This window comes from Microbispora sp. H10836 (assembly GCF_012999525.1).
Taxonomy (GTDB): Bacteria; Actinomycetota; Actinomycetes; order Streptosporangiales; family Streptosporangiaceae; genus Microbispora.
In genome coordinates, this window is record NZ_JABBWU010000003.1 from 127,360 (window position 1) to 149,236 (window position 21,877).

Consider the following 21,877-nt stretch of genomic DNA (forward strand, 5'->3'; position numbering starts at 1 on the left):
TCATCCAGCACTCCGGCGGAGCGATCGGAGCAGCCTGGCTCATGATCGCTCTGCCCCTGGTGGGAGCGGCGGTCCTCCTGCTGGGCGGCCGGAGGACCGACAAGTTCGGCCATCTGCTGGGCGTGCTCATGGCCGTCGCGTCCTTCGTGGTGGCGGCGCTGTCGTTCGTACAGCTCCTCGGCCTCGCCCCCGGCGAGCGCCGCCGTGGTATCGAGCTGTACGACTTCATCCCGGGCCTGGCGAAGGTGGGCCTGCTGGTCGACCCGCTGTCGATCTCGTTCTGCCTGCTGATCACCTTTGTGGGCTCACTGATCCACATCTACTCGATCGGCTACATGGCGCACGACCCGAACAGGCGGCGGTTCTTCGCCTACCTCAACCTGTTCGTCGCGGCGATGCTCCTGCTGGTGCTGGCCGACAACTACGTGGCCCTGTTCGTCGGCTGGGAGGGCGTCGGCCTCGCGTCGTACCTGCTGATCGGGTTCTGGCAGCACAAGCCGACGGCGGCGACTGCGGCCAAGAAGGCGTTCATCGTCAACCGCGTCGGCGACTTCGGCCTGCTGATCGGTATCTTCACGATCTTCGCGACGTTCCACACGCTGGCCTTCGACGGCGTCCTGGCGAACGCCGACAAGGCGTCCTCCGGCACGCTCACCGCGATCGGCCTGCTGCTGCTGGTCGGCGCCTGCGGCAAGTCGGCCCAGCTCCCGCTGCAGTCCTGGCTCCTCGACGCCATGGAGGGCCCGACCCCGGTCTCGGCCCTCATCCACGCGGCGACCATGGTCACCGCCGGCGTCTACCTGATCGTCCGGTCCGGCCCGATCTTCCTGGGCACCGAGACCGCGCAGCTCGTGGTGACGATCGTCGGCGTCGCGACGCTGCTCGCCGGTGCGATCATCGGTACGGCCAAGGACGACATCAAGAAGGCGCTGGCCGGTTCGACGATGTCGCAGATCGGCTACATGGTGCTCGCCGCGGGCATCGGCCCGGCGGGCTACGCCTTCGCGATCGCGCACCTGATCACGCACGGCTTCTTCAAGGCCGACATGTTCCTCGGCGCGGGCTCGGTCATGCACGCCATGAACGACGAGGTCGACATGCGCAAGTACGGCGCGCTGCGCAAGGTCATGCCGGTGACGTTCGTGACGTTCCTCATCGGCTACCTGGCGATCATCGGGTTCCCGCTGCTGTCCGGCTACTTCACCAAGGACGGCATCATCGAGACCGCGATGGAGCACAACGCCGTCCTCGGCTGGCTGGCCGTGCTCGGCGCGGGCATCACCGGCTTCTACATGTCGCGCCTGGTGTTCATGACGTTCTTCGGCACCAAGCGCTGGGAGCCCACGGCCCACCCGCACGAGTCGCCCGCCGTCATGACGGTGCCGCTGATCATCCTGTCGATCGGCGCGATCGGGCTGGGCGCGTTCCTGATCCTGGGCAACCGGTTCATGACCTTCCTCGCGCCGGCCGTCGGCGCGCCGGAGGAGATGCCGTCGTTCCACCCGTTCAGCCTCACCGGTCTGGTCACGCTCGCGCTCGTCGCGGTCGGCGCGGCCCTCGCCTGGATGAAGTACGGCAGGGCCGAGGTGCCCGTGGTCGCCCCGCGCGGTTCGTTCCTCACCACCTTCGCCCGTCGTGACCTGTACGGCGACGCCCTGAACGAGGCGCTGTTCATGCGTCCCGGCCAGTGGCTGACCCGCCTGGCCGTGTTCTTCGACAACCGCGGTGTCGACGGCCTCGTGAACGGCCTGGCCGCGGGCATCGGCGGCACGTCCGGGCGCCTGCGCCGGGTCCAGACCGGGTTCGTCCGCTCGTACGCGCTGTCGATATTCCTGGGTGCCGCCCTCCTGGCCGGTGCCTGGCTCGTCGTAGGGAACCTGTGATGCCCTGGCTTTCAACCCTGATGGGCGTGTCCGTGCTCGGCGCGCTGGGCGTGACCCTTGTCCGCAACGACAAGCTCGCCAAGCAGTTCACCCTCGTGGTGTCGCTGATCGTGCTGGCGCTGACCGTCGCCATGGCGGTCCAGTTCAGCCCGAACGGCGACAAGTTCCAGTTCGCCGAGACGTACGACTGGATTCCCGCGTTCGGCGTCCACTACGGCGTCGCCGTGGACGGCATCGCCCTGGTGCTGATCCTGCTGTCGGTGATCCTCGTGCCGATCGTGGTGCTCGCCTCGTGGCACGACGCCGAGGCCGGCAAGCGCTCGGTGCGGACGTACTTCTCGCTGCTGCTCGTGCTCGAGGCCATGATGATCGGCGTCTTCGCGGCGACCGACGTCTTCCTCTTCTACGTCTTCTTCGAAGCCATGCTGATCCCGATGTACTTCATGATCGGGTCGTACGGCGGGGCGCAGCGGTCGTACGCGGCCGTGAAGTTCCTGCTGTACTCGCTGTTCGGCGGGCTTCTGATGCTGGTGGCGGTGATCGCGCTCTACTCGATCGCCGGCAAGGGCACGTTCATGTTCACCGACCTGGTCGGGACCATCCAGGACGTGACGACGCAGAAGTGGCTGTTCCTCGGCTTCTTCATCGCCTTCGCGATCAAGGCGCCGCTGTGGCCGTTCCACACCTGGCTGCCGGACGCCGCCGCCCAGGCCCCGGCCGGCGCGGCCGTCCTGCTGGTCGGTGTGCTGGACAAGGTCGGCACGTACGGCATGCTGCGCTTCTGCCTGGAGCTGTTCCCCGACGCCGCGAAGTTCTTCACGCCGCTGGTCATCACGCTGTCGGTGATCGGCATCGTGTACGGCGCGATCGTGGCCATCGGGCAGACGGACATGAAGCGGCTCATCGCCTACACCTCGGTGTCGCACTTCGGCTTCATCGCGATGGGCGTGTTCGCGATGACCACCAGCGCGGGCGCGGGCGCCACGCTCTACATGGTCAACCACGGCTTCTCGACCGGCGCGCTGTTCCTGATCGCGGGCTTCCTCATCTACCGCAGGGGTTCGCAGTTCATCGCCGATTACGGCGGTGTGCAGAAGGTCGCCCCGATCCTCGCCGGGACGTTCCTGGTGGCCGGCCTGTCCAGCCTCTCGCTGCCCGGCCTCAGCACGTTCGTCAGCGAGTTCATGGTGCTGACCGGCACCTACCAGCGGTACGTCGTCCCGGCGGTGATCGCGACGGTCGGCGTCATCCTCGCCGCGATCTACATCCTGTGGATGTACCAGCGGATGATGAACGGCCCGACGGCCGAGTCGGTCAAGTCGCTGCCCGACCTGAACGCCCGGGAGAAGTGGGTGGTGGCGCCGCTCGTCGCGCTGCTGCTCGTGTTCGGCTTCTATCCGAAGCCGCTGCTCGACGTGATCAATCCCGCCGTGAAGGACACGCTGTCCAGCGTGTCGGTCACGGACCCGCAGCCGGCCGTACCCGTTGCTCAGGAGGGCCAGTAGTGAACGGCACCATTGAGGCGCCCACGATCGAGTACGCCCTGCTGGCGCCGCTACTCGTCGTCTTCGGCGCGGCGATCGTCGGCGTGCTTGTGGAGGCGTTCGCCCCGCGCTACCTGCGCTCGGCGATCCACCTGCCGCTCACGCTGCTGTCGCTGGCCGGCGCGTTCGCGCTGGCCGTGTGGCAGGCGGTCAAGGGCGTGCCCACCCAGCCCGCCGCGATGGGCGCCGTCGCCGTGGACGGCCCGGCCCTGTTCATCTGGGGCACGATCCTCATCCTCGCCTTCGTGAGCGTGCTGCTCATCAAGGACGAGGAGCACTTCGTCGGCTCCGCCGCGGCCGTGCCGGGCTCGGCCGAGGAGGAGCAGTCGCTGGTCGAGCGGGCCGCGCACACCGAGGTCTACCCGCTGCTGCTGTTCGCGGTCGGCGGCATGCTGCTGTTCCCGGCGGCCAACGACCTGCTCGTGGCGTTCGTCGCCCTCGAGGTCATGTCGCTGCCGCTGTACCTGCTGTGCGGCCTGGCCCGGCGTCGCCGCCTGCTGTCGCAGGAGGCCGCGGTCAAGTACTTCCTGCTCGGCGCGTTCTCCTCGGCGTTCTTCCTGTACGGCACGGCCCTGCTCTACGGCTTCGCCGGGTCGGTCGACCTCGTGAAGATCAACCAGGCGCTCGGCTCGGTCGGCGGCCAGGACACGCTGCTCTACATCGGCGCGGCCATGCTCGGCGTCGGGCTGCTGTTCAAGATCGGCGCGGCGCCGTTCCAGGCGTGGAAGCCGGACGTCTACCAGGGCTCGCCCACGCCCATCACCGCGCTGATGGCCTCCGGCACCCTGGTGGCCGCCTTCGGCGCGCTGCTGCGGGTGTTCTGGGTCGGTCTCGGCGGTCTCGACTGGGACTGGCGCCCGGTGCTGTACGGTGTGGCGATTCTCACGATGGTGGTCGGCGCGGTCCTCGCGATCACGCAGACCGACATCAAGCGGATGCTCGCCTACTCCTCCATCGCGCACGGCGGCTTCCTGCTCATCGGCGTGATCGCGACCGGTCACACCCAGGCCGAGAACACCTCGGCCCTGTCCGGCCTGCTGTTCTACCTCGTGGCGTACGGCTTCACCACGGTGGGCGCGTTCGCGGTCGTCACGATGGTGCGCGACGCGGGCGGCGAGGCGTGGCACCTGTCCCGCTGGGCCGGGCTCGGCAAGCGCTCGCCGCTGCTGGCCGGGGTCTTCGCGTTCTTCCTGCTGGCCTTCGCCGGTATCCCGCTGACCAGCGGGTTCTTCGGGAAGTACGCGGTCTTCCAGGCGGCCGTCGCCAACGGCGCCACGCCGCTGGTCATCATCGGTGTGGTCGCCTCGGCCGTCGCCGCGTTCTTCTACGTCCGTGTGATCGTGCTGATGTTCTTCAGCGATCCGGCCGCCGACGGGCCGTCCGTCGTGCTGCCCTCGCGGGCGACCGCGGCGGTCGTGGGTATCGCGGCATTGGCTACGGTAGTTCTCGGGGTCTATCCCCAGCCCGTGCTGGACCTCGCGCACACGGCAGCACAGTCCTTGTTCGTCCGATAGGAGATCTCCGTATGGCCGCGCCGCCCGTTGTGGACATTCCTCTCGTAGACGAGCGGCTGGCCGACGACCTCGCAGGCGGGCTCGCTGCGGTGGAGAAGCTGCTGCGCTCGTCGGTCGAGAGCGAGGACGCCTTCGTCACCCAGACGTCCAGGCACCTCATCGAGGCGGGCGGCAAGCGGTTCCGGGCGATGCTCGTGCTGCTGGCGGCCCAGTTCGGCAACCCGGACGCCCCGGGCATCGTGCCCGGGGCCGTCGTCATCGAGCTGACCCACCTGGCCACGCTCTACCACGACGACGTGATGGACGAGGCCCCGGTGCGCCGGGGCTCCCCGTCCGCCAACGCCCGGTGGGACAACACCGTGGCCATCCTCACCGGCGACTACCTGTTCGCCCAGGCGTCCGAGATCCTCGCCGACCTCGGCGCCGAGCTCATCCGGATCCAGGCGCGTACGTTCTCCCGCCTGGTGCGCGGTCAGATCCGCGAGACGATCGGGCCCGCCGAGGGCTCCGACGCGATCGCCCACTACATCGGCGTGCTGGCCGACAAGACCGGCTCCCTGATCGCCACCTCGGGCCGCTTCGGCGCCATGCTCGCCGGCGCCCCCGCGGAGGTGGTCGATCGTCTGACCGACGCCTGCGAGGCGATCGGCGTGGCCTGGCAGCTCGGCGACGACCTCATCGACGTGGCCGCGCCCACGGCCGACTCGGGCAAGACCCCGGGCACCGACCTGCGCGAGGGCGTCCGCACGCTCCCCGTGCTGTACGCCCTGACCTCCGGCGACCCCGCGGACGAGCGGCTGCGCGCCCTGCTGTCCGGGCCGGTGGCCGAGGAGGACGTCGAGGAGACGCTGAGGCTGCTGCGGGCCCACCGGGCCATGGACCAGGCCCGCGAGGAGCTCACCCGCTGGATCGGCCGGGCCAAGACCGCCCTCGCCGGCCTGCCCGACATCCCCGCTCGTACGGCTCTCGTCGCCCTGTGCGACTACGTCGTCGAGCGCACCGGCTGACCAGACCGGCCGCCCGGACGCCGGGGTCCTGCTCGGCCGCCGTGGCATGGAGTCTCTAGCGCTGGGCGGCGAGCCATTCGTCGAAGGTGGTCGGCGCGATGCGGGCGCCTTCTCCGGGCAGCAGCACGTCGCCGGCCATCTCCGTCCCGAACAGTCCCGACCAGGTCGGCACGAGCTTGACCGTCCGGCCGCGTGCCGCGAGGGTGCGCCTGGCCATGTCGACGAGGTCCTGCGGCTCGGGACCGGCCACGTCGGCGTAGCGCCCCTGCGGGTCGCCCACCGCGACCTCCGCGAGGACGTCGGCCACGTCGGCGGGCGCGATCGGCTGCACCAGCAGCGGCGCGATCGTGGCGACCCCGTCCTGCTCGGTCCACCCCGCCACCATCTCGGCGAAGTCGTGGAACTGCGCGACCGGCACGATCGTCCACGGCACCGGACCGGCGGAGACCCGGCGCTCCTGCTCGCGCTTGCCGGCGTAGTGGGCGTTGCCCTCCACACCGTGGATGCCGATGATCGAGAGCAGCACGTGGTGGCGGACGCCCGCCCGCTCCTCGGCGGCGAGCAGGTTCGCGGTGGTCGTGCCGAAGTACGTCACCGACTCGTCCCGGTCGGCCGCCGCTGAGCTGATCGCGTCGACGACCGCCTCGACGCCGTCCAGGGCCTTGTCGAGCCCCTCGCCCGTCAGGAGGTCCACACCGAGCGAGCGGCTGACGCGGACGACGTCGTGCCCGTCCCGTTCGAGGGCGGCGACGGTGAGCTTCCCGATGTTCCCGGTGGCGCCGGCGACTGCGATTCTCATGGTCTCTCCTTCGCTAGACGCCACGGATGCTATCTCGGACAAAATAGATCTGCAATGTCTTCGATACACTGTCGGACATGAAGCTGCCTGCGAGCACCGAGTGGGTGTTGCACTGCGCCACAGCGCTGGCGCAGCTCGAGCCGGGAGCCACCGCGTCGGCGGCGCAACTGGCGGAGTACTACGACGTTCCCGCGCCCTACCTGGCCAAGCAGTTGCAGGCGCTCGTCAAGGCCGGTGTGCTGGCCGCGATGACGGGCCCCCGCGGTGGGTTCCGGCTCGCGCGGGCGGCTTCCGACATCACGTTGCTGCAGATCGTCGAGGCGGTCGACGGCGCCTCATCGCCGTACGAGTGCCGCGAGATCCGCCAGCAGGGACGGGGGGCGCTGCCTCCCGAGGACTGCCGGCGCATCTGCGTCATCGCCGAGAAGATGACCGAGGCGCACCGCGCGTGGCGGACCAGCCTCGCCGGGGTGACGCTCGCCGACATCCTCGCCGAGCTGCCCGAGTGGGCGCCTGCTCGCACCCGGTCACGGCTGTCGGCCACACGCTGACGTCAACGGCCCGCGAGGAGTTCGACGACGGGGGCGAGGGCGTCGGCGAAGAAGCCGTTGACGGTGATGTAGGAGAGGCCCAGCTCGTCGCGGCGGCGCAGCAGCGTGTCGGCCATCTCGCGGGGCGAGCCGCGCAGCACGGCGGCGGCGTCCGGCGCCGGGGTTGTCAGCCCGCCGGGCATCCACGGAGGCGACTCGTCGCCCACCTGGAACAGGTTCATGCTCAGCTCGATGTCGTCGAACCTCGCCCCGGCCATCTCCCGCAGCGTGCCGGCGGGCCCGCGCAGGCCCTCCTCCGGAGTGTCGGCCGGTACGGCGAGCGCGACGATGTCCGCCTCCTGCGCGGCCAGCGCCAGCATGCGGGGACCGGCCCCCGCCACGAGGATGGGCGGCCCCTGGCGCTGCACGGTGGTCCTGCTCCCGGCGAAGGCCGCCCGCACCTCGCCGATCACCGAACGGACCAGCGCGACGCGCTCGCCCACCGTGCCGTACGGCATGCCGAGCGCCCGGGCCTCCTCCTCGGCGGCGGCGCGGCCGGCTCCCACGCCGACCTCCAGCCGTCCGCCGGACAGGAAGTCGAGCCCGGCGAGCTCGTGCGCGAGCTGCGGGGGATTGCGGTGGGGCGCGGCGAGCACGAACGTCCCCACGCGCAGCGTCGTCGTGACGGTGGCGGCGGCGGTCATCGCGAGCAGCGGCGGCAGCGTCCCCAGCGTGTCGGGGACGAGCAGGGTCGAGTAGCCGAGGTCCTCGGCCTGGCGGGCCGTCGCCGTCCACGCGGCGGCGTCGGGGGCCAGGCCGGCGACGATCCCGAAACGGAATTCCTTGCTCATGCCGCCGATCCTCGCCGTTGCGGCCTGTGCCGTCGTCACCCCGCCGGAGGCGGACCCCGTACTCCGGGAGGCGTATCAGACGGTCTCGAGCGCCGCCGTGCGTTCCTGCCGGGACGTACGGGCGGCGCGGATGCTGTCCCAGGTGAACACGCTCAGCGCGAGCCAGACGACCACGAACCCGGCCCACCGGCTGGCGGGCATCGTCTCGTGGGCGATCAGCACCCCGCACAGGAACTGCAGCACGGGGGCGATGTACTGGAGCAGGCCGATGACGGTGAGCGGAACCCGCAGCGCGGCGGCCGTGAAGAGCATCAGCGGCACCGCGGTGATGAGACCGGCCGTCACCAGCAGCAGCGCGTGGCCGACACCGTGATTGGCGAAGGTCCCCGTGCCGTCCGCCTGCAGGACGAGCAGGTAGCCCAGGGCCGGCACCAGCAGCACGAGCGTCTCGATGGTCAGGCTCTCCGCGCTGCCCACCCCCGCCGCCTTCTTGATCAGGCCGTACGTGCCGAAGCTGAAGGCGAGCACGAGGGCGATCCAGGGGAGACGTCCGTAGTCGAGCGTCAGGATGAGGACCGCGAGCGCGCCCAGCCCTACGGCGATCCACTGCCACCTGCGCAGCCGCTCGCGGAAGACCAGAACGCCGAACAACACGCTGACCAGGGGGTTGATGAAGTAGCCGAGCGCGCTCTCCACCACGTGACCGGCGTTGACAGCGTAGATGTAGACGCCCCAGTTGACCGAGACCGTGAGGGCCGCGAGGGCGAGGAGGAGGAACTGGCGGCGGGTCATGGTGCGGATCCACGACCAGTGGCGGCGTACGGCGAGGACCGCGACCACCACGACCAGAGACCAGACCATCCGGTGGGCGAGGATCTCCACGGCGCCGGACGGCTTGAGCAGGGGCCAGTAGAGAGGGAACAGACCCCACATCGTGTAGGCGGTGACGCCATACAGGACACCACGGCGCGTATCAGGCATGACCCCCATCTTTGCTGCTTACCTGGATTCAGCACAAATAAGGGTCTCTACGTTTGAGATTTAGAGGCGCTTACGTGAGGAACAAGGCCGCCCGGTGCCTGGTTGGGGTTGGCAGAGCGGAAGGAAGGCTACGCGATGGGCTGGCTGTTCGGCACAGACAAGACGACGATGGTGGACCCCGCGGACGCGCTGCCGGGCCGGGCCGAGGTCATGCCGGTGGCCACCCGCCACCAGGTCCTCGGCGCGCCGTTGGCTCCGCCGTACCCCGAGGGCACGGAGATCGCCGAGTTCGGGCTGGGCTGCTTCTGGGGTGCCGAGCGCAAGTTCTGGCAGACCCCCGGGGTCGTCTCGACCGCCGCGGGCTACGCGGGCGGCTACACGCCGAACCCTACGTACGAGGAGGTCTGCACCGGACTGACCGGGCACACCGAGGCCGTCCGGGTGGTCTTCGACCCGGCCGAGGTGTCGTACGAGGAGCTCCTGAAGGTGTTCTGGGAGGCCCACGATCCGACGCAGGGCATGCGCCAGGGCAACGACGTCGGCACCCAGTATCGATCGGCCATCTACACCCACGGCCCCGAGCAGGCCAAGGCGGCTGCGGCCTCCAGGGAGGCGTACCAAGAGGTGCTCACGAAGGCCGGGTACGGCGAGATCACCACCGAAATCGCCCCCGCCGGCGAGTTCTACTTTGCGGAGGATTATCACCAGCAGTACCTTTTCCGCAACATTAACGGGTACTGCGGGATCGGCGGCACGGGCGTCGCGTGTCCCATCGGCCTCACGTCCGGAGAGGCGTGACCTGCGGTAACTGACTGATCCTGGCCCTTGGTCGCCCGGCTAACCCGGTGCCGATCGAGGGCCAGAGTCGTTTCGGCGAGAATCTTCACTACATGGTCAAGGCGAGCCGCCTGCGGCGGCTCGCGGCGCGCCGGGCGGCCACGGGCCGGGCGTGCGGCTCTCCGGCCGGTCCCGGCCCGCGCCGCCCGCCCGCGTACTGCCACTGAGACGGAAGCCGAGACGATTGACGGCCACCGCTAGGTCAGTACGGCATCTGGTCCAGCGCATCCCCGTCAAGCCAGACCGAGACATCCCCTTCGGTGTCGTTCCTCGGTACAGGAGGATGGTCGAACCAGTTGTATCCGTTGACCCAGCCGTCGAACCACTCGGCTAGGGATGGGGCGATGGTCACGATTCCGGCCTCGGGCGACTGCTCCTCGGGGTAGTCCCACAAGTTGGGGTCCCAAAGGTAGACGGGGTTGCCCGGTTCGATGAGCGACATGTACCAATGCATGGCGCACCCGGCGGACACCAGAGGAAACCCCAGTACATTGCTGACTTCTGGGTCTTTTTCGTAAGTTTCGAGCGCGTCGGGGCCGCCCTCGTATGCCCGGTGGCCGTCTGGCGGGAGGCCGAGTAGATCGTAGGAGGGACCGAAGCCGCCGTTGCTTACTTCGGTGTAGACCCTGCGCAGGAGTTCGGGTAGCTCATGGCCGATGCGCTTCTCGCAGGCCAGCAGGTCCGCGTGGGAGATCGGCCGGTAGGGAGGCTCGTGCGGAGCATCGCTGAAGTACCTCACGGCTTCGGGAGCGCCGGAGTCCAGCGCGGCGTCCATGAGGTGGTCCTGAGGATCTGAGCCCCAGTAGAGCCGGGTCAGGTTGGCGCCTTCGCCGGGCGGTTGACGCAGCCGGTAGTGGTGAATGCGGCTTGTGATGTCGTCACCGTATTCACGTTTTAGCCAATTCAAGGGGAGGTAAACCGTGTCGTGCCGACGTGCGGGATCCCAGGCCCGCTGTCGAATGCGCTGGATCAGATCATCGTGCGACATGGGCGACAGAATGCCAGCGCGGCGCTGAGGACGCAGCGATGGCTGCCTGCCAGGTGCAAGGGCGCAGCCGCTCGGATGTCATTACGGACTCGATGATCAGAGGGATTACCCGCCCTACTCCCTGGAAAGAACCGATTCACCGTCACTCTGATCCCCACCCCCGCTGCCCGATTGTTCGTGGCCCTTGGTCGGTGTCAACGCCGTCTGTGCGGGTTGGGTGCCGGGTTGCGGTGTACATCGCTGGTGGACGGACACGCGAAGACGGCATTGACACCTCGGTCGGGCCACTGATGTCGGCAGCTATCGGGGGCGGGGAGGAATGTGGGCCGAGGTCAGCGCTTATGCCGTCCGGGCCGTTGCGCGGGTGTGGAGCTGTTCTTCGAGCCGGGTCTCACTCGCCAGGTTCTTTGCGAGTTCGTCCAGGCTGGCCCCGCATCTGACGTTGGACAACCCGCGAGCGACGGCATGAGTAGAGACGTTCAAACGTCGAACGGCGTACCAGCCGCCGCCGGCACCGTCGTTGATCACCCACTGCCTGCCGTACTTCCCCCGGAGATGCTGAAGGGTCACTGTACTCATACGGGCACCACCGCCCAGACCCCCGCAGGGTCCGCCAGGACCTCTCGAATCAGCGCCGAGAGCGGGTGCGTGTCCCGCAACTCCGCATAACGCTCAGCGACACGACGAGCGGCCGTCACCGGATCGTCGGCAGGGCTGTACGCGTACAGCTTTCGTCGGGTCCGCTCTGAGATCCGGCCCGACCACCAGGAGTAGCACGTGCCGTCGGTCCAGACGACGAGGTCGATCCAGACTGACACCAGCGCGATCCCGTAGCCCTCGTTGACGTCGGCCGCGACGCCCAGGTCTTCCAGCGCGAGCACCAGCCGTTCGGCTGTCCGAAGTGGCGCGATCATGGCGAAGAGCGAGACGGACGATGAATGCCTGAACACTGGCGGTAATGGCCTTATTCGTGTCACGAATACGGCCCTGCTCTGAGATTCCGCCTAACCTAGCGTCATGAATCGGATGAGCGGCACCCTGCCGCCTCAGTTCTGGTCATCGTCCCTCGTGGCGTCCGCACTCGCCGAGTGCGACATTCCCACCATCCTTGCCGAAGCCATGCGAGCGCACGGATGGACACAAGGCCAGCTCGCCGAGGCGGTCGGATACTCCCAAAGCTGGGTGTCCAAGGTGCTCCGGCGCCGCCAGCCGCTCACCATCGATCAAGTACGAGAAATATCGGGCCGACTCGGAGTCCCCCTTCACCTGCTCCGCTTCGGCCATCGGGGAGATGACGATCCGACGAAACGGCGAGACTTCGGCAAGGCGGTAGCCCTCGCGGCCCTCACCGTCGCGCCGATTCCCAAGCGCGCCGAGGCCGACGAGACCACGGCACCCACACTGACCGCGATCACCGGCGCACAGCGCCGTCTCGAAGCGACCACCCCTGCCCGCGAGTTGGCACGCGGAGCGGTTGCCCACGTAGAGATGGCGAGCCGCACTCTCGGCCGTGCCGCCCGATCTACCCATGCCACGGATATCTGTGCCGCCGTCAGTGAGGCCGCGGGGTTCGCGGCCTGGCTGCACGCGGACATGCACGACGCCGGTACGGCACGCACCTACTACAGGCTGGCCATCGACACCGCCCGCCGGGCCGAGCACAATCTCCTGGCCAGCTATATGATCGGCAGTCTGGCATCATTCGAGGTCGAGGCCGACGACGCCGCTCTCGGCCTGGCGCTGCTGTCCGAGGCGGCCCGGCAACTCGGGGACCGACCCCCGGCAACCGCCCGAGCATGGCTGTCGAGTATCGAAGCCCTCGGACATGCCACTGCTCGCAACGCTCCGGCCGCCATGACTGCTCTGCGCGAAGCCGAGAAGGCGGTAACCGCCAGCGAGCGCGCCGCCGCGCCGCCCTGGCCGTGGGTGTTCCCCTTCGACCATGCGTAGCTTGCGGGCTACCGCGCGCTGGTCATGGTGCGGCTGGAACGCCCCGAGGAAGCCGTCAGCGCGTTCGGCGAGTCGCTGGCGTCGACGCAGCCGGCAGTGAAGCAGCGCGGTGTGCTGATGACGGAGATCGCCACGGCCAAGAGCATGGCAGGCGAGATCGACGAAGCGTTCCACCTGGCGGGCGATGCCCTCGCGGTCGGCGTGAACTACGCGTCCGACCGTGTCATCCATCGAGTGCGCCGTTTCCGCAGGAGCTACGCCGGGCCGGTCACCCATGCGGTCCGTACCTTTGACGACCGGCTCCGCGCCACCCTCCTATGAATGAGGTAATCATGCTGCGTGTCGCCGTCTCCGGGCACCGGGGGCTGTCTTCTGAAACGACCGCCCTGGTTGAAGCGGGCATCAGGGAAGCTCTCGCGGAACACGCACCTGACGTTGTCGGGCTGTCCTGCCTGGCAGACGGAGCGGATCAGATCTTCGCCCGAGCCGTATTGCAGGCCGGGGGAAGGCTGGAGGTGGTCATCCCGGCCGAGCAGTACCGCGACAACCTCCCCGCCAAGGCATGGGACGAGTATGACGCCCTCATGAGCATGGCCGACCGCGTCCACCGGCTCGACTTCATCGAATCAACGTCCGAGGCGCACATGGCCGCCAGCGTGTTCATGCTCGACCACGCCGACGAGCTCTTGGCCGTGTGGGATGGCAAGCCCGCGCGAGGGTTCGGCGGAACGGCCGATGTGGTCGCCGAGGCCAGGACCCGAGGCATACCCGTACGCATCGTGTGGCCCGAGGGAGTAGAGCGGGATTGAGCATCGGGCGAGCCCAGTGCAGCAGGCCTTGGCGCCGCTGGCCCAACCACTTCGCGGCCCTTCGGGTACTTCACAATGCGCCGGCCGCACCGCATGGGGTGGGCTATCTCTGCGGCCAGCCGCCGCGCTGGGAACGTTCGCGATCGTGCTTGAGAGCGAGGCGTACAGCGAAGTAGATAATCAGAAATAGGACAAGAGCGCCAAGAAGTGTGACAAGTAGGCTCATTCCGCCAGAAGTGCCGAGTGAATACATGGCTTCTCCCTCATCGGTCGTGAAATCAGCCTGCCTGTCGCAAGTCATGTCGTCTACTCCTGCCGGTTCCGCTCCCGCGTGATCTTTCGGGTGGTGGCGATGCGTTGCCGGATCAGCTCGGCCCACAGGTGTTCGCCGTGCCGGTATCCGCTGCCGGCGTAACGCCATTGGCCGACTGTGACCGTCTCCCGCTCACCATGAGGAGGCAGGCCGTGCCGTTCGCGCGCCCGCTCGGCCTGGTGATCGGCCCGCACCTGGCGTAGCGCGCCGAGCGTGGTGGAGTAGTGGCGGCTCTTGGTCGAGAAGTGGCCCCGGTAGCCGAGCATGTGCGCCCACTGCCGCAACGGGATCAGCCGGTAGGCCGGATCGTTCGCCAAGGCGAAGCAGGTGTAGATCATGCGCCGCGCATGCTCGGTCACGTCCAGGCGCGCAACATCGGACGCCTCCCGGATGGGCCGGTCCACGGTCCCGGCTGACTCGGCCCCCTTCGTCGCGTACTTCGCGATGTAGGCCGCCACCCGATGGTCCGCGAGCCCTTCCAGTGCGGTCGCGACGTAGATGGGGTCTACGTCGAGTTGCGTTCCCCACCGGCCGACGAACGACGGGGCATCGTCCGGCACCGGAACCGAGACCGCAGCCGCGGTTTCCCGAATCGCCGCCTGGAGCACGGGCACGGTCGCCCAATCCGGCGGACGGTCTGACGGGCCGTCCGGTCCGTCGAGGCGGATCACCGCGTGGAAGTGGACCAGGCCCCGCGCCTGGTACTCGGCCACCTTGGCGTACGACAGCCGCAGCCGCCGACGAAGCTCGGCCCGCGAAACACCGAGATGCCGGGCGAACGTCACCGGTAGCGCCTGCGTAAAGCGCCGCCACAGCTCGCCTGCGTGCGCGTTCCACAGCGCCGCGCCCTGGTAGTCGTAGCAGTCCACGCAGATCGGCTGCCCGACCTGGGGGTCATCGTCGGCATGGCGGACCCCGCAGCCTTCCGGCCTGCCGTGCTCGCACACCGGGTTGTCCCGCCGGGGACGGCACGGCAGCACCTTGTCCCCCTTCTGTCGGCGAGCGTGGACCGCGCCGAACGAGGGGGCGGTGAACGTGGCGAACACGCGGGGATGGGCGCTCACGTCCTCGGGGACGCCCTTGCCGCCACGCAGGCCGGACAAGATCAGGTGGTAGGTGTCGTCTCGGTAGACCTCCGAGCAGGCCGGGCATCGCGATGCGCGCCGGTTGCCGCACGCCGTCAGCAGATACCCGGTCGGTTCGTCGGCCGTCCGGTAGACGTCGAGCACTTCCAACCCTGCATCGAAGGTGATCCGGCGGCCTTGCAGCCGGATCGGCTGGGCACAACCACCCGTCGCGCGCACCATCTCCTGCCACCGGGTGAAGTCCGGCATGGCGGCGCGCTGAGCAGCGGCGAGGACATCGGGGGGAGAGGGGAGGAAGCTCGCTCACGCGGCATCCCTCCCGTTCTCCTCATCGCCGGGCTCGGTGCGGCCAGGTTCGTCGGCCAGCACGGCACCGAGAACGGTGGCCACCCGGTGCCACTTGTCGGCAGACCAACGAGGAGACTCGGCGGCTTTGCGTCTGCCCCACTCCTGGGCAGACATGGGGGTCGGTGTGGTCAGGTGGGCTCCTTTCCTCGTGGGTGGAGCCACCGCCGCGCATGCGGAACAGACGCCGTGCACCGTGAGCCAGCAGCCGAACGGCCGAACACGGGCACGTCAGCGAGAGAGCCTGGGAGTGTGCGACCAGAAAATGAAAGGGCGTGACGCCTGCCGCTGGGCCGGGTCCCTCCAGCGGTACGGCGTTAGTTGTTTTGTTTGCCGCCCGGATCTCATGCACGCCGGAAAATGGGTCGCGTAGCTTCTCGCCTCTGTCATTCCGTCAGGGAGACGGTGACTTCTTACGGTTCTGTTCTACCCCAGTAGGACGCGTATGCGTACCGGGCAGTTCCGAAGCCAGAATTCATGTCGCGTTCTTGACGGCGTCCCATGGCGTCCGCTGGCGTCCAGCGGCGTCCGTAGACGTCCGGCTGCTACGGGAGGTCGGTGAGCGAGTTGTCCCCTGACAGTAAGGCCGGAGGAGCTACCGCCGACCGCAAGACGTCCTGGACGTCTTGGACATCCTCGTGTTCTCAGTCCTCACGCCAGATCAGCTCAAGAAGATCGGGGTCGAAGCGCCTGCGCCCCTTGCCGCTCGGATAGATGATCACGGCGTGAAGCGCCTCTCGGATGTAGGCCCGCTTCAACGAGAGCGGTAGACCGCCCTCGCCCTCCGACAGGAACCACCGCCGCCGTATCTCGGCCACGTCGGTAGTCGAGCGGGCCTGGCGTCGTTGGGCCGTCGCCGCGAAGTTCTGCGCGTCGGCGCGGAGGCGGGAAATCTGCTTCTCCAATTCGGGAGCCGCCGAGAAGAACAACTCATTGCTGATATTCCCTGCCGTCCATTGGGCGCGTAGCTCTTCGAGCCGGGCCTTCGCGTCTTCGTAATCCTGTTGGCCAGGCCATTCGGTAGGACCTGTAGAAGAGGCCAACTGCACCTCTTCGAGTTTCGCGAGGACCGCTTCCGAGACGTAGAGGTCAACCATGTCCCCACGTCTGCCGAGACCGCCACAGCCGCCCACCGTCTTGGCGGGACAGATGTAGATGTGCTGCACGCAGTGCTTCTGGTGCGTGACCCGGAGGGACGCGTTGCACAGAGCGCCGTCTGGTTGGGTCCGGCCGCACCGGAGGAACCCGGTGAGCAGGTGGCGGGGCTCTTTGAAGTCTCGCGGAAGGATCGGGCCGAGTCGGCCGTCCCGGTAGACGAAGTGACCCTTGCTCGCGTCGAAGATGGACTTGACCGCCATCCACTGTTCCGGCGTCACGATCGGTTGCCACTGCCCGACCACCGGGTTGCCCTCGGAGTCCCGGATCAACTCGCCGTTCATCTCGCGCCAGCCACAGACCCGAGGGTTGGTGACCGTGATTTTCAGCGACCGGGGAGTCCAGAGGTTGCCCAGGGAGGTCTTCACGCCGTCCCGCTGCCACTGGTTCACGATGGAGTTGAGGGATCGGCCGGCGACGAGGTCGAGGATCGCCTGACGTACGAGAGGCGCCTCCTTCGGGTCGAGGGTCAAGCGATCGGGCAGCCAGCCGAAGGGACGCGTTCCGCCAACGGGTAGTCCCTGCTCGGCCCGTGCCCGGTGCGAGCGACGCATGCGGCGCTGCATCTTCCGCACCTCCATCTTGGAGATGACCGCGCCGAACAGGCCCATGCTCTCGGTGTCTTCGCTGTAGAGATCCTTCTGACCCCGTGCATCCGCGAAGACGCGGCCGTCCTGGTAAGTGATCGCTTCCACGAAGCGTTCGTAGTCACCCGGACGCCGAGCGAGGCGATCTTCAGCCAGGATGACGACGCCTCGCACCTCCGCGCCGTCCGGAAGCTCGCCCGAGCGGAGCGCCTTCAACATGGCCTCGAACTCGTCGCGGACGACATCGGCCTTGGCAGCGGACTTGTCGTTGTCCGTGAACTCGTGGACGACGGTCCAGCCGTACCGGGCTGCGGTCTCCCGGTTGAGCTTGTGCTGGTCCTGGACTCCGTGCTCGTCACGCTTGGTGTCGGCGGAGATACGAGCGTAGGAGACGACGGGAATGGGGGGCGTGTGCGTTGCCAAGGCGACCTCTGCAGCAATTATTGCCCGAGTCTCAGGACTGTCTCCAGCGGTTTCCATCCGAAATTCATCCCGCTATGGATATTTTGGGCAGGTATGACGTATAAGGGACCGCATAAATCAGGCCGTTACCGTGTCCGAAATGCGTGGAATCGAATCGCAGTGTATGGCTGCCGATGTAGTGTGGATGAGTGAACCTTCAAGCCCAGATAGAACTAATAACGGTTCCTCAGGATTTCACACGTCTCTGTAACGCTGTCCTTCGAGCTGAGTACGGAGATGATTTTCTTCCAATTGATGACGATAGGCCGGATAGAGGAAATGATGGCTACCTCAAGTCTGAGAAACGGATATTTGCAGCCCACTGTTTTAAAAGGATCCAAAATCGCGGTCTAGATAGTGAAATATATGCCAAGATGAGCAGTGATCTGAAAAAGGCTATCGCCCTCAAAGGTGATGGGAATTGGGAGGTTCGTCACTGGACGTTTCTTTCGAACTATCCGATACCGGAAGCCATCGCTTCCCGCATATTGAAGGCGGGGCGTGATGCTGGTATTGAAGTTAGCTGGCGAGGGCCGGATTACTTTGCTGGAGTGCTGCAGCGCTTCAAGAGTGTTAGAGAGCTCTTCCCGAATCTTCTTGCGAATGACATCATGTGGAAGCTTGAGGAGATAACTGAGCAAATAGAATCTCTTAGAGTAGATCAAAGGGATCCAGTAGTTACTTGGGTTCCGCGAAATCCCGAAGAGCAGCAGCTGTTGATTTCGCAAGCTCCGCCAGCCTGGGAGTACCTCCTCTTTGCTGGGTCACTCCTGCAGGGGAAAGAGCGACTCGAGGGAAAATGGCGCGACTTTCAGATGGGATATGGTCGGCGCAACGGCGTATATCTCGACGATAAGTCTGCAGTAGCTCGCCTCGGCGGCGTCTTTGGTGACGCCCTTGTTGTCGGTAACGGGATCAAGCCTATCTTCGATGAAAGAGCTCAGGAGGAGGCTTTCGGTCCTCCTGGAGTGCCTGGGGATCCCGGGAAGATTGTCCACTTTGCCGGGCGGATAATCTCCACTTATGAAGATCTCCTAGATTGGGCAAGTGATATTCGCGGCACTGTATATCCAGAGGAGATGCGCCATGCCGCGGAGCTTGCTGCCCGAGTGGCGGATAGGCCGGCTAGAGATATACGGGATTTTGTTGATCGGGTAGTGGAAGAGTACGGCAGGATACCGCAGTGGTTAGAGATGCCAAATAGGGGCAGGCTAGAAATAAATCTGACCCTGGAGCTTTCTGTGGACGATGCGGCGATTGAAGCTTGCATGAAGGAGTACAAGAGGGCGTGTAGAAGGATGAGGATCTAAGCCTCCCTTCCCCCTGGGAGCATCGATGCGCCATCCTTAGGTAGGGACTTGGTGCTTGCTTCGGAACGAGACCTCCGCACAGGCTCAACCCCGCGCGGAGCTCCCACTAGCCCCCGGTAACCTCGACTCCTGTGCAGGCCCTCTGATCAGCTATGTAGGAAGTCAGCGGGGAGCGTTGGGAGCGAATTAACTCCGTCTCGCGAGGGAGCGTGCCGGCGATCTGCGGGTGCTTCTGTCACATCTGCGCTGAGAGGAAAGGCGTACTTGTGTTGCGCGCCTGATCCGAATCGCCGACCTGGTCCTCCTCGGCTGGCTGGGAGTCGCTGATATGCCCTTGTTGGCCACCGCTCGCTTTCCAGCTGGGCAGGGAATCGTGCCTGGTTGGTGGTCCTCTATTTTCGTACCTTCCGGGTGATGTCTCCATCAACCCAGGCGAGGGATGTATGACGGAGCAAGGGAGTGCGAAGGGCCCGATGCTAGGTCGGACTAGACATGCCGCAGAGGCGGCCCGAGATGCCTCTCATGAAGCGCGGAGGGCGGCCGAGGAAATCAAGCGTCAGGTCACCGAGATGCAGAAGGCGATCGCGCGGATAGAGGGGGCGGTGAGGAGGGTCGAGGAGACCCTCCGTGAGCACCGTGCCCCCGCACGAGGACGGACCCAGGAGGAAGAGGTGGGGCGGCTGCTCCTCTCCTACGTAGAGCAGGGCCACAAGAGGGGCAGTTGGAACAACATCTGGATCAGCAAGATCTACGAGCGGCGGCCAGATGCAGTGGAGGAGAACCTCCGGGGTGCCGTCCTCCTGGCGGAGAAGATCCTCTCCTTGGAGTCGCGAGAGAGTGACTCCGTCGGCAGAGATGCCCGTGTGATCTTTGAGCAGATGGCCAAGCGAGGGGGCGATGATCAACTGCCGGGGAACGTCACTCCCCTGGATGCGCATCAGCGGGCGCGAGGAACGTAGGCCTACGCCGCCGGGCGGTCTCGGCCGACAGCGTCTTCGATCTGATGTCGGGTGCGCTGTCGGTCCACCTTGCGATCCGCCGGGGCGCCTGGTGACGTTCTCCTACCGGTTCTCAGCCCTCGCCAGCCGGCCTGCCGCAGTAGGTCGCCCGTGTTGGCCGACCTCGTTTACGCGGGTAGTGAGACCTGGCGACTCGTGGGCAGTGCGATCCTCCCATTGGTAGGATTGGCGTATGGGTGAGCCATTGAGGACTGACAAGATGAGCATCACCGTGCCTGCGGACGTTGCCGCTGAACTGCGGGCCCGGGCCGGACAGGGCAACGTCTCGGCGTACGTCACCCATGCGCTGGTCCGTCAGCTGGAGCATGATCGCCTGGGGGATCTGGTGGCAGACCTTCGAGAAATCCATGGTCCGGTGACCGACGAGGAGTTGGCGGCGGCACGGGCAGAGTGGCCGAGCGTGTGAAGCAGCGGAAGCGGATACGCCCGCGCGAGCACGGCGCCCTTGTTCTCGACAACGAAGGGCTTTCGCGGGCGGCGACCGACAGAGCGATGTACGTCCGGCTCCATGCCGCGCACCTCGATGGACGGCGTGTCCTCACGTCCGCTGCCATTCTGGCCGAAGCGATGAGAGGTACCCCGCGTGACGCGGGGGTACATCGCGTACTCGGTGGTGTGGTGGTCGAACCGGTCACTCGCGAGGTCGGGGAACAGGCCGGCAAGCTGATCGGGGCGGCGGGAATGTCAACTGATCAAGCTGTCGACGCCATGGTCGCGGCTACGGCATTGGCTCAAGAGGGTCCTGTCGTGATCGTCACATCCGACGTGCCGCACCTGACTGCCCTGACGGCGGGTCACGAGCGGATACAGGTCGTCCATGTCGACAAGATCGGCTGATAGCACCGTCGCGTCGAGGCCGCCTGCGTGAACCCGCGTACCTGATCAGGTCACATCCGCGGTGATTTATTGCCCTAAGTGAACTGCTACCACCAGCAATACCTTTTTAAAGTGCCAAACGGTTACTGCGGCATCGGCGGCACCGGCGTCTCCTGCCCCGTCGGCCTGACCGCGGGTGACGCTTGATCTCGCAGGAACCAGTCGGCCCGGAGCCCGGGCTGCCCCGGGCCGGCACAGCCGCTCTCAGCGGGTTGCGATCAGCTGCCGCGCCGCGCGGCTGTCCGGGGCGGTCCCGCTGATTACACTCGATACATGAGCGTGATGCGCGAGGAACTCCACCACCTGGTTGATCGGCTGCCAGAGGAGAAGGTGGCTCCTCTGCTCAGGCTCGTCCGCGATCAGCTCGAAGAGCCGCCTGTGGTACGCGACCTGCCGTTCATCGGCATGCTCGAAGCGGAGCCGGATTTCGCGGAACGCTCGGAGGAGATTCTCCGCGCGGAGGACAATCACTCTTTGTGATCGTCATCGACTCGGGTCCGTTGGTTGCGGCCGTGAACGTCCGGGACCGCCATCATCAGGCCTGTGCCCGACTTCTGCGGACCCATCCAGGGCCCTTGCTCGTCCCCGCGAGCGTGGTCACCGAGGTATGCCAACTCGTCGAGAAGCGGCAGGGGAGCAAAGCGGAGGCGGCGTTTCTGCGCTCCTTTGGAGCAGGTCTGACCTTGGTGGATCTCACAGAACGTGATCTGCAGCGTATGAGCGACCTGGTGGAGACGTACGCAAGTCTCCCACTCGGGGCGGTTGACGCCTCTGTGATCGCCATTGCTGAGCGACTCGGCGTCACGGAAGTGGCAACACTTGACCGCCGCCACTTCACCGTCGTCCGTCCTCACCACACTGGTGCGTTCATGCTGCTACCGGAACAGCTCTGAGCGCCGTCCCGCTCCGCGGTCCTGAGCAGTGATCTGTTGATCGAACGGCACGGGCGCGAGCCCGTCGGCCTCACCGCCGGCGAGGCGTAACCCTTCGAACCGATGGTCCGTAATTGCGGGCCATTGGAGTTTGAGAGCG

Annotated in this window: 22 protein-coding genes and 1 pseudogene; 16 read left to right on the forward strand and 7 right to left on the reverse strand. The window is 66.7% G+C overall.

Features of this window, described 5'->3' with window-relative positions; genetic code table 11:
• The first annotated feature begins 41 nt into the window (after positions 1–41).
• The 4 genes from nuoL to HHX30_RS08045 are packed head-to-tail and all read left to right on the forward strand — an operon-like array spanning position 42 to position 5,948.
• Entirely contained in the window at positions 42–1,883 is a 1,842-nt protein-coding gene (gene nuoL, locus HHX30_RS08030; protein ID WP_169980988.1) for an NADH-quinone oxidoreductase subunit L, read from the forward strand.
• On the forward strand, positions 1,883–3,388 hold the full coding sequence (locus tag HHX30_RS08035; protein WP_169980990.1) for an NADH-quinone oxidoreductase subunit M: 1,506 nt from the start codon (positions 1,883–1,885) through the stop codon (positions 3,386–3,388). The genes nuoL and HHX30_RS08035 overlap by 1 nt, the downstream gene beginning before the upstream one ends.
• On the forward strand, positions 3,388–4,941 hold the full coding sequence (nuoN, locus tag HHX30_RS08040) for an NADH-quinone oxidoreductase subunit NuoN (protein ID WP_169980992.1): 1,554 nt from the start codon (positions 3,388–3,390) through the stop codon (positions 4,939–4,941). The genes HHX30_RS08035 and nuoN overlap by 1 nt, the downstream gene beginning before the upstream one ends.
• A gap of 11 nt (positions 4,942–4,952) precedes the next feature.
• Positions 4,953–5,948 carry a polyprenyl synthetase family protein gene (locus HHX30_RS08045; protein WP_169980994.1) on the forward strand — a complete coding sequence of 332 codons (996 nt, stop codon included), beginning with the start codon at positions 4,953–4,955 and terminating at the stop codon, positions 5,946–5,948.
• A 55-nt stretch (positions 5,949–6,003) separates the two neighbouring features.
• Here the strand turns inward: HHX30_RS08045 and HHX30_RS08050 are convergent, their stop codons facing one another.
• Complete coding sequence (locus HHX30_RS08050) at positions 6,004–6,747, reverse strand: SDR family oxidoreductase (RefSeq protein ID WP_169980996.1); 744 nt, start codon at positions 6,745–6,747, stop codon at positions 6,004–6,006.
• A 77-nt stretch (positions 6,748–6,824) separates the two neighbouring features.
• Here HHX30_RS08050 and HHX30_RS08055 point away from each other — a divergent pair, with 77 nt between their 5' ends.
• Complete coding sequence (locus HHX30_RS08055) at positions 6,825–7,298, forward strand: Rrf2 family transcriptional regulator (protein ID WP_169980998.1); 474 nt, start codon at positions 6,825–6,827, stop codon at positions 7,296–7,298.
• A 2-nt stretch (positions 7,299–7,300) separates the two neighbouring features.
• Here HHX30_RS08055 and HHX30_RS08060 read toward each other — a convergent pair whose 3' ends face one another.
• Both HHX30_RS08060 and rarD read right to left on the reverse strand, forming a co-directional pair.
• Positions 7,301–8,128, reverse strand: coding sequence for an LLM class flavin-dependent oxidoreductase (locus tag HHX30_RS08060; RefSeq protein ID WP_169981000.1), 828 nt, complete (start codon positions 8,126–8,128; stop codon positions 7,301–7,303).
• 75 nt (positions 8,129–8,203) lie between these two features.
• Positions 8,204–9,109: an EamA family transporter RarD gene (gene rarD / locus HHX30_RS08065; protein WP_169981002.1), complete on the reverse strand. Its 906-nt coding sequence runs from the start codon at positions 9,107–9,109 to the stop codon at positions 8,204–8,206.
• Between the two features lie 135 nt (positions 9,110–9,244).
• Here rarD and msrA point away from each other — a divergent pair, with 135 nt between their 5' ends.
• Entirely contained in the window at positions 9,245–9,907 is a 663-nt protein-coding gene (gene msrA / locus HHX30_RS08070) for a peptide-methionine (S)-S-oxide reductase MsrA (RefSeq protein WP_169981004.1), read from the forward strand.
• 241 nt (positions 9,908–10,148) lie between these two features.
• On the opposite strand, the gene HHX30_RS08075 is transcribed toward msrA, so the two are convergent.
• Together HHX30_RS08075 and HHX30_RS08080 are read right to left on the reverse strand one after the other, a co-directional pair.
• Positions 10,149–10,934 carry an SMI1/KNR4 family protein gene (locus HHX30_RS08075; RefSeq protein WP_169981006.1) on the reverse strand — a complete coding sequence of 262 codons (786 nt, stop codon included), beginning with the start codon at positions 10,932–10,934 and terminating at the stop codon, positions 10,149–10,151.
• Positions 10,935–11,509: 575 nt separating this feature from the next.
• Positions 11,510–11,848, reverse strand: a complete 339-nt coding sequence (locus HHX30_RS08080) for a hypothetical protein (protein ID WP_169981008.1) — start codon at positions 11,846–11,848, stop codon at positions 11,510–11,512.
• A gap of 103 nt (positions 11,849–11,951) precedes the next feature.
• Here HHX30_RS08080 and HHX30_RS08085 point away from each other — a divergent pair, with 103 nt between their 5' ends.
• From HHX30_RS08085 to HHX30_RS08090, 3 genes are read left to right on the forward strand one after another with little or no spacing between them, the layout of a single operon-like run.
• Positions 11,952–12,884 (forward strand): helix-turn-helix transcriptional regulator, encoded by a 933-nt coding sequence (locus HHX30_RS08085; RefSeq protein WP_249349808.1) that lies wholly within the window; start codon positions 11,952–11,954, stop codon positions 12,882–12,884.
• A gap of 24 nt (positions 12,885–12,908) precedes the next feature.
• Entirely contained in the window at positions 12,909–13,205 is a 297-nt protein-coding gene (locus HHX30_RS41420; protein ID WP_249349809.1) for a hypothetical protein, read from the forward strand.
• Positions 13,206–13,216: 11 nt separating this feature from the next.
• On the forward strand, positions 13,217–13,693 hold the full coding sequence (locus HHX30_RS08090) for a hypothetical protein (protein ID WP_169981010.1): 477 nt from the start codon (positions 13,217–13,219) through the stop codon (positions 13,691–13,693).
• Between the two features lie 306 nt (positions 13,694–13,999).
• On the opposite strand, the gene HHX30_RS08095 is transcribed toward HHX30_RS08090, so the two are convergent.
• The gene (locus HHX30_RS08095; protein WP_169981012.1) at positions 14,000–15,340 is read right to left on the reverse strand and encodes a replication initiator; all 1,341 of its coding nucleotides are present in this window, start codon (positions 15,338–15,340) and stop codon (positions 14,000–14,002) included.
• 740 nt (positions 15,341–16,080) lie between these two features.
• Positions 16,081–17,658, reverse strand: a complete 1,578-nt coding sequence (locus HHX30_RS08100; protein WP_211591743.1) for a recombinase family protein — start codon at positions 17,656–17,658, stop codon at positions 16,081–16,083.
• Between the two features lie 131 nt (positions 17,659–17,789).
• On the opposite strand from HHX30_RS08100, the gene HHX30_RS08105 reads away from it, so the two are divergent.
• The 7 genes and pseudogenes from HHX30_RS08105 to HHX30_RS08130 all read left to right on the forward strand — a co-directional run bounded on the left by HHX30_RS08105 (position 17,790) and on the right by HHX30_RS08130 (position 21,738).
• Positions 17,790–18,950 (forward strand): hypothetical protein, encoded by a 1,161-nt coding sequence (locus tag HHX30_RS08105; RefSeq protein WP_169981016.1) that lies wholly within the window; start codon positions 17,790–17,792, stop codon positions 18,948–18,950.
• A gap of 569 nt (positions 18,951–19,519) precedes the next feature.
• Positions 19,520–19,909 carry a hypothetical protein gene (locus tag HHX30_RS08110; protein ID WP_169981018.1) on the forward strand — a complete coding sequence of 130 codons (390 nt, stop codon included), beginning with the start codon at positions 19,520–19,522 and terminating at the stop codon, positions 19,907–19,909.
• A gap of 259 nt (positions 19,910–20,168) precedes the next feature.
• Entirely contained in the window at positions 20,169–20,375 is a 207-nt protein-coding gene (locus HHX30_RS08115; protein ID WP_249349810.1) for a CopG family transcriptional regulator, read from the forward strand.
• Positions 20,372–20,806, forward strand: coding sequence for a type II toxin-antitoxin system VapC family toxin (locus HHX30_RS08120; protein WP_169981022.1), 435 nt, complete (start codon positions 20,372–20,374; stop codon positions 20,804–20,806). The genes HHX30_RS08115 and HHX30_RS08120 overlap by 4 nt, the downstream gene beginning before the upstream one ends.
• Before the next feature lie 87 nt (positions 20,807–20,893).
• A pseudogene (locus tag HHX30_RS41425) lies at positions 20,894–20,992 on the forward strand (peptide-methionine (S)-S-oxide reductase); the annotation flags it as partial.
• Positions 20,993–21,118: 126 nt separating this feature from the next.
• Entirely contained in the window at positions 21,119–21,325 is a 207-nt protein-coding gene (locus tag HHX30_RS08125) for a hypothetical protein (RefSeq protein WP_139579074.1), read from the forward strand.
• Positions 21,322–21,738: a PIN domain-containing protein gene (locus tag HHX30_RS08130; protein WP_169981031.1), complete on the forward strand. Its 417-nt coding sequence runs from the start codon at positions 21,322–21,324 to the stop codon at positions 21,736–21,738. Before HHX30_RS08125 ends, HHX30_RS08130 begins: the two co-directional genes overlap by 4 nt.
• The last annotated feature ends 139 nt before the right edge of the window (positions 21,739–21,877 follow it).